Origin of the sequence: Flavobacterium omnivorum (assembly GCF_900099915.1) — a bacterium.
GTDB classification, from domain to species: Bacteria; Bacteroidota; Bacteroidia; order Flavobacteriales; family Flavobacteriaceae; genus Flavobacterium; species Flavobacterium omnivorum.
Genome location: NZ_FNDB01000025.1, coordinates 1 through 13914, shown reverse-complemented (window position 1 = coordinate 13914; position 13914 = coordinate 1). Strand labels below are relative to the sequence as shown.

The window sequence follows — 13914 nt, the reverse complement described above, 5'->3', positions numbered from 1 at the left end:
TACTTTCCACCTCGGAAGCTTAGAATTACCTCTTTTCAGCTATTCGTAATTTTGCACTTCTCGCTCTATTATTTTCTTTGATCTCGGCGTTATCTGGAACGATTAATTTTCCCACTGTTTTGAACGGAACCGAAAAATTACCAAAAAAGTCGCGCTCTGGTTCTCCTTCAAACATCCCGTTTTTCATAAATCGCTTCACCAATCTGTCTTCTAACGAATGATAGGAGATCACACTTAATCTTCCATTTGAATTTAATATTTCGAGTGATTGTTCTAAAAACTCTTTCAAAACATCCATCTCCTGATTTACTTCTATTCGAATAGCCTGATATATCTGAGCTAATATTTTATTTCTGACTCTCTCTGGTAAAAAACGTGCTAAAACCTCCTTCAATGCATCTGTTGTCTTGATTGGATCTTGTTCTCTAGCCTCTATAATTGTTCTGGCCAAAACGGGTGCGTTTTTCAATTCACCATAATCCAAGAATACTCTTTTTAAATTAGCCTCATCATATTCATTGACCACTCTATACGCATTCAAATCATTTTTCTGACTCATCCGCATGTCTAGATCGGCATCAAAGCGAGTAGAAAAACCCCGTTCTGCAACATCAAATTGATGGGAAGAAACCCCTAAATCTGCCAAAATTCCATCCACACTCTTTACTCCATAAAAACGTAAAAAGCGTTTTATAAATCTAAAATTTTCATTGATCAACGTAAATCTTTCATCAGCGAGAGCATTGGCTAAAGCATCTTCATCCTGATCAAAAGCAAATAATTTTCCATCTGGACCGAGTCTTTTCAAAATCTCTTTTGAATGTCCACCCCCACCAAAAGTCACATCAACATAAATGCCGTCAGGCTTGATATTTAAGCCATCTACTGATGCTTGAAGCAAAACCGGATTATGATATTCCATTGTCGTCGTCATTTATATTTCCCATTACATCTTCGGCTAAATCCGCAAAATCTACATCTTCGCCGCTTATTGATTTTTCATACAAGTCTTTATCCCAAATTTCTACAATATTTACAGCAGAGGAAAAAACTACCTCTTTAGTAATACCGGAGTAAGCCACCAAATCTTTAGGAACCAACAATCGCCCTAAAGCATCAATCTCAACTACTTTGACACCAGCGGTAAACCTGCGAATAAAGTCATTATTTTTCTTTACAAATCGATTGAGTTTGTTGATTTTTTGCATCATTAAATCCCATTCTTTCATAGGATACAACTCTAAACAAGGCTGAAAAACAGAACGCTTCAAAACGAATCCGTTTTGAAGTGAAGTAGCCAACTGCTTTTTTAAGGGCGCTGGCATGAGCAGCCTTCCTTTAGCATCGACTTTACATTCATATGTTCCGACAATTGTATCCAAGAAAAAAGTATTAAATGATATAGAGCAAAAATATAAAAAATATTACCACTATTTACCACTATATACCACTTTGTTAATAAGTTTAACCACTTTAGGACAAAAAACCTTAATTTATGGACTGTCAAAAGATTAGCCTTCCTTTGTCGTATTTGTAAGAAACATAATGTTATAAAAAATAGACCTTAAAAACACAAAGAATTATCGTTTTTAAATACTATCAGGGCCACTTAAAAAGAGTAAAATAAAGACTGAAAATTGAAAAAAAAGTATAAATTAGTAGAGCCATCTCGATAATTTTACAATTAAAAATTGTTGTAAAAATTCATTTTTATTTATTAAATCCTATATTTGTCAAAATTGAAAATCCGGTTTCACAAAAAATGGAAAAACACTATAAAAAAGAAGGTAGATACAGCTATTATGAAGCTGGCGAAGGAACTCCAATTGTGATCTTGCATGGACTTATGGGCGGACTCAGTAATTTTGACGCTGTGGCTAATTACTTTTCCGCAAGAGGATACAAAATAATCATTCCAGATTTACCCATATACACGCAAAATATTTTGAAAACAAATGTAAAAAGTTTTGCAAAATACGTCAAGGATTTCATCACGTTCAAAGGTTTAGAGCGCGTAATCCTTTTAGGAAACTCCTTGGGTGGCCACATTGCATTATACCACACTAAAATGTATCCTGAAAAAGTAGCCGGACTTGTAATAACCGGTAGTTCTGGACTTTACGAAAGCGCTATGGGAGACAGTTATCCTAAAAGAGGAGACTACGAGTACATTAAGAAAAAAGCTGAGGATGTATTTTACGACCCCAAAGTAGCTACTAAAGAGCTTATTGATGAAGTATATGAATCTGTAAATGATCGTATAAAACTGATAAAAACATTGACGATTGCCAAAAGCGCTATTCGTCATAATATGGCTAAAGATTTACCAAAAATGCATGTTCAAACTTGCATTATCTGGGGGAAAAACGACAAAGTTACCCCGCCAGATGTTGCAGAAGAATTTCATAAATTATTACCTAATTCGGCTTTGTATTGGATTGACAAATGCGGTCATGCCGCCATGATGGAGCATCCCGACGAATTTAATCGCTTGTTAGAAGATTGGTTAACCCATACTCATTTAGCCGTACACTAAACATAGAAGGAGAATTTTATACCCTGAAAAAATGAAAATTAATACCGCCGAATTTGTTATCAGCAACTCCGATGTAAGCAAGTGTCCAAAAGACTTTTTGCCGGAATATGCTTTTATAGGCCGATCAAATGTTGGAAAATCTTCTTTGATCAACATGATAACAAATCAGAAAAAATTAGCAAAAACTTCTGGAAGACCGGGAAAAACTCAATTGATTAATCATTTTTTGATTAATAACAATTGGTTTCTAGTGGATTTACCAGGTTATGGTTATGCTAAAGTTTCTAAAAAAACGAAATCCATTTTTCAAGAATTTATCACGGATTATTTTGAAACGAGAGAGCAATTAGTTTGTGCTTTTGTGTTAATAGACATCCGTCATGAAGCACAAACGATAGACATCGAATTTATGTCGTACATGGGGGAAAGCGAAATTCCTTTTTGTATTGTTTTTACCAAAGCAGATAAAATCAGTAAAGTAAAAATTGATTCTCATGTTGCGGCTTACAAAAAGAAAATGTTTGCTAACAACTGGGCCGAAATGCCACATTATTTTGTAACCTCAGCTACAGAATCTACTGGCAAGGAAGCATTATTGAGTTATATAGACGAAGTAAATCAAGAAGTATTCAAAAACAATGCTCAGTTTTAAAAACACGCTAGTTTTCATATCATAAAAAAAATCCCAAAACTTAATTTAGTTTTGGGATTTTGCTTTAGTAGAACTTCAACTCCATTACTAAAATTCGACTCCGTATTTTGACATCTTTCCGGACTATTTTTTGACCGTAGTGAAAATTTAAAGGCACATAAAATCAACTAATTCCTAACCCAGATCGAATTTACCTTCTAAATAATATCACCGAAGCGTACTACCTTACTGCTTTTTTAAGTCCAATTTCTCAGCAAAATAATCACAGAAATCTTTCATTGTATCTGCCATCTTTTCATCATCTGTGGCCCGTTTAAATGTTTCAGACATCGCTACTAAAGTCTGGTGAAAGAAAATTTTCATTTCATCGACTGGCATATCTTTCGTCCATAAATCAATCCGCATACTTTCTTTTGCTTTGCTATCCCAAACGGACAACATAATTGCTTTTGCCTCCTCTAACTCGACTCCTCCATCTTTTGCAGACCACATTAGTTTTTCTGGAACACGGTTTTCGTCTAATTCGACTAGAAACTTAATTTCTGATGTATTTTTATTTGACATTATTTCTTGGGTTTGTATTTTGATTTAATAAAAATTTCTTTCGCATTTGTTTTCAACAAATCCGCAATAGGCAGTTCATTATTTTTTGCATAAGAGCGTACGATTTGCCAACCTAACCATGCTCCGACTTGTCCTGGTGAATCATTATCAATTTCTAAATAAAATTTAGAAAATGGTGCCGGATTTATAAATCTAGGAACCAATTTTTGATCACTACTATAAAGCATTTCTTTTTCAATAAAATAACGCCACATATAACTTTCATTTTCCTGACACCATACTATTTGTTCAGAAGTATATCCCATTTTTTCCGCATCTGAATAATTAGGCAATAGCAAATCTTTTAAATACAATTGCTTTCCGTGATAAATCATCTGACTTAATAAATCTTTATCTATTATTGGCGCAATTTTACGGCCAGCAAAACTTGAAACCACATCTGGTGCAATCTGCCTTTGCTCAAAATTTTGTTTTAAATAATTTGGAAACTGATAAAACTTATGATCCTTCCCTAAATACAATTCAAGGGATACAATGACCAGACTGTCCGCATAGATAACTTTATTTTTATAATCCATTTCAGAGATTATAGTAATTACTTTGGGCGTTTGGGTTTGTGGAAAGTAGTATTTAATTTGTTTAAAAAGCGTTTCTAATTCATCTTTCACGGGTTCAAAATCAGCATATTTTTTTTGAACTTCAGTATACAATTCTCTCCAAATAGGGTCTTGCATTTTATTTAACCAAACACTATTGTCATTTCCTAAAGGAAAGAAAAACGGAAATTCTTTTTTTACTTTTTCTAAATCCTGTGGTGGTGTTTCAAAAAATATTTTGTCAAAACGTACTACCTTTACTTCCATAGGAATGGCTGCTACGGCACTTTCAACTTTACTTTTCTTATCACAAGACAAAACGAAGAGGCAAAAGACTACAAGAAACAGATATTTTTTCATATATATTAATTAAATTTGTTCCCAAAGCATCCTGGGAGACGAAAGCACAAGACAACTAATTTGCAAATATACATTCCTGCTTTTTAAAACGTAAACTATTATGACTAAAAAAAGTACAATCCAAGTTGAAAAAGTGAATATCCAAATTGTAAACTGGCTGAAAAGTTATGCTGAGAATGCAAAGGTAAATGGATTTGTTATAGGCATATCAGGTGGAGTAGATTCAGCCGTTACCTCAACCTTGTGCGCTCAAACAGGATTGCAGGTTTTATGCGTAGAAATGCCAATACATCAAGCACCAAGTCATGTCACAAGAGGACGAGAACATATTGAACAATTAAAACAACGATTCCCAAATGTTACTAGTATTGAAGCGGACTTAACCCGTGTTTTTGACACCTTCCAATCAGCAGTTCCTGGCGATTCAAATGACGCAAAAGTATCCTTAGCATTAGCAAATACTCGCGCACGACTACGAATGACGACTTTGTATTACTTTGCTGGAATTCATGGCTTATTAGTTGCTGGAACTGGTAATAAAGTAGAAGATTTTGGAGTTGGTTTCTATACAAAATATGGAGATGGTGGAGTGGATTTGAGTCCAATTGCCGATTTAATGAAATCCGAAGTCTATTTATTAGGCCGTTTTTTAAAAATACCAGCATCTATATTAAAAGCCTCACCTACAGATGGCCTTTTTGGTGATGATAGGACAGATGAAGATCAATTAGGAGCTAGTTATGATGAGCTGGAATGGGCGATGACGCAGGATGAAGCTAAAAAAAATAAGGATGACTTTTCAGGAAGAAAAAAAATTGTTTTCGAGATTTACAAACGATTAAACACCATTAACCAACATAAAATGACACCAATTCCGGTTTGTTTTGTGATAAAAGATTAAAGAAATCATATTTTATATTGATTTACAATTAATTACAGAATTTATTTATTAATTTTACAGTTCCAATTACAAATAAAAACAATTCTAAAAATTAAAAATTATGATTAAAGTATGTATAGCCGATAATTTCCCTGTTGTGCATTTTGGAGTAAAATCTTACTTTAAAGATAATGCGGACATCTCAATAGTTGCCAATGTAGGCAATTTCTTGATGGTGAGGGATATACTTCAAACAAAAGACATTGATGTATTAGTATTAGATTTGGAGCTGGAAGGTCTTTCCAGTATTTTTGAGGTTAAAGCGGTCTTGAAAAATTTTCCAAAAACAAAAATTATTATCTTCAGTGGTCTTTCTGAACAAATTTATGCGCCAAATGCCATAAAAGCCGGAGTATCTGGTTTTGTGCATAAATCAGAAAAGTTAGAAACTTTAGGTATTTCTATCATTAAAGTCTACCAAGGTAAGATCATAATGAACGAAACCGTGAAGAAAAACTTAGCGTTGATTGCTAAACAAAGTAAGAGTGAGCGTTTGTATCGCAAGCTATCCAATCGAGAAGTAGAAGTATTACGTTATTTAAGTGGGGGGAAAAAGAATCATGAAATTGCTGAAATTTTAGGACTCAACGAAAAAACTATTAGTACGTACAAATTGCGATTGCTTACAAAACTAAACGTTACTAATTTAGTAGATTTAGTAGAAAAAGCAAAAAAATTAGAGATTGTTTAGCACTCGCTAAAGAAAGCTCTTCCTGTTTTTTTTTCAAAAAAAAAGATTACAAATTATGAAAAGCGCCGTACCATCCGAATTTGATTCTGATGCTACAGCGCTTTTTTATTCTTGACGCTTGATGAAAACTTGAAATTTTGTATTTTTAATGGTAACGCACTACGACTCGTCCTAATTTTCTTGAAAACTTTCCTCTAAGTTCGATATAATTCATTACCATGGTTAGGGACTCCATATTATCAGAATCTGGTTCATTTGACACTGCATTTTTTAAATCTTCGATGATCTCACTGAGTAAGAACCATCTGAGAGTAAACAACGTGTCCGAAATACTCTGGTTTAAGGTTTCGTCTTTGGTTTTTGGAAAAATATTCTGGCCAATCCAGTCGTGTAATACATATTTCTCATCCTCCATCATAATACTTGTTACCTCTTGAGGAACACCCGCCTGCAAATGGTTTATGTATTTTTCCACACCAGAATCTTCGTTTTGAAGGTAATAATTAATTAAATCTCCATAAATTTCTCTGAATATTGGACTTGCAAACTCTACTTCATCTTCTTGTAAACTTAAATATATTTTTTGGAAAATCTTTAATTCTTTCATCTCAGAAACTTCAATGATTTCCCCTTCTTCATTGGCCTTCATCAATACTTCTTCGAAATTTTCCGTCTTATTTCCGTATAACAAAAGAACTTTGATAATCTCTCGCTCAAATAAATAAAGAGAATCCACTTTATCCGTTGGATTTGTACTTTCATTTTTCACAAAGTCAAAAGCCTTTTGAACTTGTTTTTGCTTTTTGTCTACTTCATTCACCTCTTTTAGGACTAATTGTGCCAAAGTACTTTGCAAAACTTGTTCTGAAATATCCATTATTCTAGAACACTCCTGGATGTAAATTTCTCTCTGAATTCGATCAGGAATTTTTGAAATACTCACAACCATATCCCGAATCAAATCAGCTTTTTTGATAGGGTCATTTTTAGCTTCATTCATCAAAAGCGATGCTTTGAACTGGATAAAATCTTTAGCGTTATGCTCTAGATATAAAATTAAATCCTCATAAGATGTTTTCTTGGCAAAACTATCTGGATCTTCTCCGTCTGGAAAAGTACACACTTTCACATTCATGCCCTCTTCTAGAATCAAATCGATTCCACGGATGGAAGCGCGCAATCCTGCTGCATCACCATCAAAAAGCACGGTTATATTCTTTGTCAAACGGTTTACTAATCGGATTTGATCTGGAGTCAATGCGGTACCAGAAGACGCAACGACATTTTCAATTCCCGCTTGATTAAACTGAATTACATCTGTATATCCTTCTACTAAATAACAATTATTCAGTTTAGCAATAGATTGTTTGGCTTGATAAATTCCGTAAAGCACTTTACTTTTGTGGTAAATATCACTTTCAGGCGAATTTAAATATTTTGCTGCTTTTTTATCGTTGGTAAGAATCCGTCCTCCAAAACCCAGCACTCTTCCTGACATACTTTGGATAGGAAACATAACGCGCCCTTTGAAACGATCAAACGGTCTATCTTCTCTGGGGATTGTCAACCCTGTACTTTCCAAAAATTCTAATTGATAGCCTTTACCAAGCGCTTCTTTTGTAAAAGCATCCCACGCTTCGGGTGAATAACCTAAACTAAATTTCTTTATTGTTTCATTGGTAAACCCTCGTTCTTTAAAATAGGAATACCCAATCGCCTTTCCTTCTTCGGAGTTTAAAAGGGTAGTATGGAAGTAAGTTTTTGCAAATTCCGAGACCAGATACATACTTTCCCGTACATCAGTATTGGCTTTCTCTTCATCGGTTTGCTCCGTTTCTTCAATTTCAATATTATACTTTTTGGCTAAATAGCGAATCGCTTCCGGATAAGTAAACTTTTCGTGTTCCATCAAGAAAGCCACAGAGTTACCCCCTTTTCCTGAGCTGAAATCCTTCCAAATTCCTTTGGCGGGTGAAACCATAAACGATGGAGAGCGCTCTTCAGAGAAAGGACTAAGCCCTTTGAAGTTAGATCCTGCTCGTTTTAAATTTACGAAATCACCAATAACCTCCTCTACTCGAGCAGTTTCGAAAACAGTATCTATAGTAGCTTTTGAAATCAATTTTATTTGGGGTCAAAGTTATACAGGGTCAAAGTTACAAAGTTTAGTTTGACTAATTATCAGAAGTATCAATAAAGTCAATCGTAATAAAAAGAACTCAACCATCCCATTCGATCATCAAAAAACCAGATTTCATCCTTAATAAATAATAAAACATCTTTTTCTTGCAAAAGAATTTATCTAAAAGAGTTCTTTAATTTTTTACAAACTTTTATTTATGGCAAAATAAGTGTTATTTTGTATTAGATAGCCCCATTCAAACATTGCAATTTGTTGCCACATAATTAATTACTTAAAAAAAACCTATGCCTTTATTACAGAATAAAAAAAAAAGGAAATTATTTGATACCATAGATTTTCAGCAAGAATTCAACAGTATTCTTTTATTTATATCAGAAATATGTGAAGTCCCTTGTGTCTTAATAACATTAATAGAGTTAACTGGCTTAACTGTAAAAGCAAAAATAGGCTTAGATCTTATGTCTTTATCACCCAATATATTAGCATTTAATGAGACTATTATTCAGCAAAATAAAATTAAAATCGTTTCAGATTTTAATAATGATGTTTGTAATCAATCCGAAAACTTAGTACATTTTTTCGCTGGATTTCCAATCTGTCTTAATGAAAATCTAGTTATCGGAAGTATTTGTATTATAAATACTAAGCCGAAAAAGCTATCCTCGATACAGTTAAAATATTTAGATTATGCGGTACAACAAATTCAATCTTTATTGCAATTACATATTGAAAATAAGGAATTACAAGAAAGAATCAAACAGCAAGAAAATCAATTTCAACTGTTTATCGATAATGCAAAAGAAATTGTCTACGAGATCAATTTAGAAAGCGTATTTAGTTATGTTTCAAACAATTGGACTAAATATCTAGGTTATGATATTAAAGAGGTTTTAGGCAAAAGCATCGCTTCCTTTGTACACCCTGAAGATTTAGAAAATTCTATTAATTTTTTAGATAAAGTAATTAAAACCGGAAAAAATGAAGGGGAATTAATCTATAGAATTCGGCATAAAGAAGGGCACTATGTTTGGCATGAAACACGTTTAAAATTATCACAAAAAAAAGGATCATCATTTTTTATAGGAAATTGTAGGGATATTACTGAAGATATTGAGGTCAAACAGAAGTTACTGCAACAAAAAGATTTCTATGAAACCATATTAAATAATTTACCAACTGATGTTGTAGTATTTGACTCTAATCACAAATACATCTATGTAAATCCAGTAGCAATTAAGAATAAAGAGTTGCGCACATTTATAATTGGGAAAGACGATTTTGAATATGCACAACATATGCAGCGAGATCCCTCCTTTGCTAATAGTCGTCGAGAACGATTTCTAGCTGCACTTCACACTAAAGAGGTCATTGTTTGGGAAGAAATACTAAATACGGCCACTGATGGTAAAACCTATCATAATAGGAAAATGACTCCAGTATTTAATGGAGACGGAAGTTTTAAAATGATGATTGGTTTTAGTGTAAACATCACAGAAAGCAAAAAAATACAAGAGGAAATACTCCAAAGTAGAGCGTTGGTTCAAAATATTTTAAGTAATACCGCCGTAGGAATTTTGGTTCAAGGACCCAACTCGGAAATTTTAGAAAATAATTTAGCAGCTAGCGAGATGCTTGGTCTTACCCAAGATCAATTATTAGGAAAAACCTCCTTTGATGAGTTTTGGCATGTAATTAACGAAAACGGCACCAACTTTGAGCCTGAAGACCATCCTGTACCGCAATGTATAAAGTTGTTAAAACCAATCAATAATATAGTAATGGGAGTTCATCGACCAACCAAAAAAGATTTGGTTTGGTTGTTGGTTGATGCCATACCTATTTTTAACAATAATCAGGAATTACTTTATGTAATTTGTTCCTTCAACAATATTACACACCAAAAAAAGACCGAAGAAGCGTTGAAAATTAGCAACGAGCGTTTTACTTATGCTACCAAAGCAACATCTGATGTGATTTGGGATTGGGAAATAGGATCTGAAAATTTTATAATTGGAGAAAATTACACCAAGCTTTTTGGTCATAAAATAAATAATGAACATAATTTTTTAAAAGTGACGGATTTTGATAACCTGATTCATCCTGATGACTTAGAAAGAGTTCTTAAAAACGTAAAAGCAACACTTGAAAGTAAAGCAACAACTTGGTATGATGAATTTCGCTATTTAAAATCTGACGGTAGTTACGCTTACTTATTAGACACTGCGTATATAATCCGTGACAAATCCAACAAAGCGATTCGTATGATTGGAGCCCAAACGGATATCACTACTAAGAAAAAAGTTAGTGAAGAATTACGGATCAGTGAAGAAAAATTTAAAGGGGCATTTGAACATTCTGCTGTAGGAATGGCAATCATAGATCTCGATGGTTTTTGGATAGAAACAAATAAAAGATCTTGGGAAATATTAGGCTATACTAGGGAAGAGTTTAAAAAATTAACTTGTGCCATGATGACCTATCCAGATGATATAGAAGCAGATGTAATTAATAAAAAAAGATTGACTTTAGGTTTAGCGCCAAATTTCAGTGTAGAAAAAAGACACATACATAAAAACAAATCGATAGTTTGGGTTCATTTGTCCGTATCGGTGGTAAGGGATAACGAAGGAAGGCTTTTGTATTTTATACCTCAAATTATAGATATTACTGAAAGAAAGAAAATTGAAAATGAGAATAGATTATTAGCTGAAGAAAACAACAGAAATAAAATTGTTCAATTAAACGAAGCCCGAAACATGTATCGTCTTCTTGCAGATAATACGGCCGACTTGGTTTGTTTGCATAATTTAGACACTTCTTTCATATATGTTTCACCCTCAATACAAAAGCTCTTAGATTACACTCCTGAAGAATTGTTAGGCAAATCACCCCTCGATTTAGCCCATCCAGAAGACCTACCGTACCTTGAGTCTAGTTTTAATGATTTTATTTCTAAAAAAGTAGATGATAATACAATTGCTAGGTTTAAAGCAAGAAACGGAAATTATATTTGGCTTGAAACAAAAGCAAGTTTGATCGAAAAAGAGGGAGAAATAACTGGTTTTCAATCAAGTTCTCGAGATATAACAATACGAAAAAAAGAAGAAGAAGCAATTGACAAAGCGCTTGTAAAAGAAAGAGAATTAAATGAATTACGCACCAATTTAGTCTCCACTATTTCACATGAATTCAGGACGCCAATGACTACAATTAGAACTAGCGCAGAATTAATCTCTATGTATTTAGAAAATCAAAATCTACAAAACGGAAATCGATTACAAAAACGAGTTGAGATTATCACAGAGGAAATCGATCGAATCGTTGAGCTGATGAATGCTGTATTAACCATTTCTAAAGAAGATTCCGGAAAGACTAATTTCAAACCTACATTATTTGATTTGAAAGAGTTTTGCCTTGAAATAATTGACAGTTACTATCTCGATAAAATAAATCTCGCAAAGCTTAAGACAAATTTTAATGGCTCAACTTTCACCGTTAATGCAGATACTAAGCTAATGGAATATAGTATTTTTAATATTTTAAATAATGCTTTTAAATATTCTGAAAATTATGAAGAGGTAATCCTTAATCTTTCTTCAACGAGTGATACAATTATCCTAGAAATTATTGATTTTGGTATAGGCATTCCTAAAGAAGACCAACACAAATTATTCAACACTTTTTTCAGAGCAAGTAATACCGATGGTATTCAAGGAACCGGTTTAGGATTGTATATCGCTAAAACATTCACCGAAAAAAATTCAGGAACAATTACACTAGAAAGCGATTTAGGTAAAGGCACAACAGTAACGCTGAAATTCCCTTTAAACAAATAATTAAAAACGATGGCTAAAATATTAATTATTGACGATGAAAAAAGTTTAAGAGAAACTATCTGTGAATTACTTTCTTACTCAGGTTATGATGTACGTGATGCTCAAGACGGAATGGAAGGGTTAGAAAAAGTCAGGCAATTTATCCCTGATCTTATCCTCTGTGACATCATGATGCCTATTCTTGACGGATATGGTTTCATGGAAAAGCACAATATTTCTGATTACTCTAATATCCCAGTGATATTTCTTACCGCCAGAATAGAAATTAAAGATCAAAAAAAAGATGTTGCTTTAGGAATTAAAGCATATTTAAAAAAGCCATTTATTTTTAAAGAACTAAAAAGCACCATTGAATCAGAATTAGCCAACAGGTCAAAATCAAACAGATAATTAATAATTTTTTATTCTCACTTGCGACTATGCAATGTGCTGTTTAAAATTCTGGTTATCAAATTCAAACTCCTGTTTAAATTTAGTTGTTAGTATGGTAGAAGCTGGATATTTAGAAAGAAATATTCTTGCAAAGTAGAGCTCTTTTTTACTGACGATTATTTCGTTAAAATCATAATTATTCTTATTAATCAGTAATCTATAAGAATAATTCTTTACGCAACTCAATACATAAATTAAAATTAGTGCTAAAATTAAAGATTCGAATGTAGCACTTAAATATAAAGGTTGTAAAATTATTACATAAAATAAAACCGAAAATACGAATACCATAATATTGGCTGTAAAATCTCTTTTTTTTATTAATCTACAATTTGAAATTTGATTTAAGTTTATTACGGCGTCACAATTTTTAAAGGTTACTTTGGACTCTGAAACTACAAAAAAAGAATTTTGATCTAAAATCTTTTCGCTTTTCGTTGTATTTGTGCAAATTGTACTCATATAGCTATAATTGAATTAATTGTACCGAATTTTACCAAAACAGCCTACCCTACTAAATTGTAATTTAATTCTACTAATAAAAAACTAAGTAAGCTGCTTGGCATTAAGATCCCAAAATCTCGTGTAAAAATAGATTGTCAAATTGTATCAAGCTCATTATTAACTAATAGCTTAAAAAAAAGTACTAATAATTTATATCCCAAAAAAAAGTAAAATCTCCTACATAATAGTATTTACGAAAATACATGATACACTAGTTAAATAGAAATTCCTACAATAAAGACAACGGTAATTAATGTGATGCCAATAACAAATAGACCTAACATAACTATGTTATTTTCTCTTACTGTTTCCTTACTAACAACAAATAATTCGTCTAAGTGATCCCAATCGGATAGAGATGGTCTTATTTTTGTCTTGTCCTGAATAACCGATACAGATTATTAGATAAAAATATTTAATTAAACACTTGCAAAAACGTTTTTGCAAGTGTTTTTTGTTTTATATGTCCTCATTTTAATTTGACTTTGTATATGCATTTTGTTTGGAGTCAGCATGAAATTAGAATAATGAGGTCTTAATTCATTGTATATACTGATTGATTCTTTTACAATTTGTTTCATGATTTTTAAATCTAGGTTGTATTTATCAATCATGAATTCCTGTTTTAATATTCCATTTATTCTTTCTGCTACTGCATTT

General features: G+C 32.6%; 12 protein-coding genes. 6 read left to right on the top strand and 6 right to left on the bottom strand.

The annotated features are described in order from the left end of the window. Positions 1-25 precede the first annotated feature (25 nt). Both rsmH and mraZ read right to left on the bottom strand, forming a co-directional pair. Positions 26-934, bottom strand: a complete 909-nt coding sequence (gene rsmH, locus BLS90_RS15650) for a 16S rRNA (cytosine(1402)-N(4))-methyltransferase RsmH (RefSeq protein WP_175455505.1) — start codon at positions 932-934, stop codon at positions 26-28. Beyond that, positions 909-1382: a division/cell wall cluster transcriptional repressor MraZ gene (gene mraZ, locus BLS90_RS15645; RefSeq protein WP_091259291.1), complete on the bottom strand. Its 474-nt coding sequence runs from the start codon at positions 1380-1382 to the stop codon at positions 909-911. The genes rsmH and mraZ overlap by 26 nt, the downstream gene beginning before the upstream one ends. 380 nt (positions 1383-1762) lie before the next feature. Between mraZ and BLS90_RS15640 the strand changes: the two genes are divergently transcribed. Both BLS90_RS15640 and yihA read left to right on the top strand, forming a co-directional pair. Continuing rightward, positions 1763-2536 carry an alpha/beta fold hydrolase gene (locus tag BLS90_RS15640; protein WP_073351954.1) on the top strand — a complete coding sequence of 258 codons (774 nt, stop codon included), beginning with the start codon at positions 1763-1765 and terminating at the stop codon, positions 2534-2536. Between the two features lie 31 nt (positions 2537-2567). After that, entirely contained in the window at positions 2568-3188 is a 621-nt protein-coding gene (gene yihA, locus BLS90_RS15635) for a ribosome biogenesis GTP-binding protein YihA/YsxC (protein ID WP_091259289.1), read from the top strand. A 225-nt stretch (positions 3189-3413) separates the two neighbouring features. On the opposite strand, the gene gldC is transcribed toward yihA, so the two are convergent. Together gldC and gldB are read right to left on the bottom strand one after the other, a co-directional pair. Further along, a complete protein-coding gene (gldC, locus tag BLS90_RS15630; RefSeq protein WP_091259287.1) occupies positions 3414-3752 on the bottom strand; it encodes a gliding motility protein GldC in 339 nt (112 codons plus the stop codon). After that, complete coding sequence (gene gldB, locus BLS90_RS15625) at positions 3752-4708, bottom strand: gliding motility lipoprotein GldB (protein ID WP_091259285.1); 957 nt, start codon at positions 4706-4708, stop codon at positions 3752-3754. The genes gldC and gldB overlap by 1 nt, the downstream gene beginning before the upstream one ends. A 100-nt stretch (positions 4709-4808) precedes the next feature. On the opposite strand from gldB, the gene nadE reads away from it, so the two are divergent. Together nadE and BLS90_RS15615 are read left to right on the top strand one after the other, a co-directional pair. Beyond that, positions 4809-5609 (top strand): NAD(+) synthase, encoded by an 801-nt coding sequence (gene nadE / locus BLS90_RS15620; RefSeq protein WP_091259283.1) that lies wholly within the window; start codon positions 4809-4811, stop codon positions 5607-5609. Between the two features lie 100 nt (positions 5610-5709). Continuing rightward, entirely contained in the window at positions 5710-6339 is a 630-nt protein-coding gene (locus BLS90_RS15615; protein ID WP_066079986.1) for a response regulator transcription factor, read from the top strand. 145 nt (positions 6340-6484) lie between these two features. Here the strand turns inward: BLS90_RS15615 and dnaG are convergent, their stop codons facing one another. Next, positions 6485-8461, bottom strand: coding sequence for a DNA primase (gene dnaG, locus BLS90_RS15610; RefSeq protein WP_091259275.1), 1977 nt, complete (start codon positions 8459-8461; stop codon positions 6485-6487). Positions 8462-8766: 305 nt separating this feature from the next. On the opposite strand from dnaG, the gene BLS90_RS15605 reads away from it, so the two are divergent. Both BLS90_RS15605 and BLS90_RS15600 read left to right on the top strand, forming a co-directional pair. Next, entirely contained in the window at positions 8767-12318 is a 3552-nt protein-coding gene (locus BLS90_RS15605; RefSeq protein WP_091259273.1) for a PAS domain S-box protein, read from the top strand. 9 nt (positions 12319-12327) lie between these two features. Next, on the top strand, positions 12328-12708 hold the full coding sequence (locus tag BLS90_RS15600; protein ID WP_091259271.1) for a response regulator: 381 nt from the start codon (positions 12328-12330) through the stop codon (positions 12706-12708). 965 nt (positions 12709-13673) lie between these two features. Here BLS90_RS15600 and BLS90_RS15590 read toward each other — a convergent pair. Further along, a partial coding sequence (locus tag BLS90_RS15590; protein WP_139171459.1) for an integrase core domain-containing protein occupies positions 13674-13914 on the bottom strand: 241 nt, incomplete at its 5' end.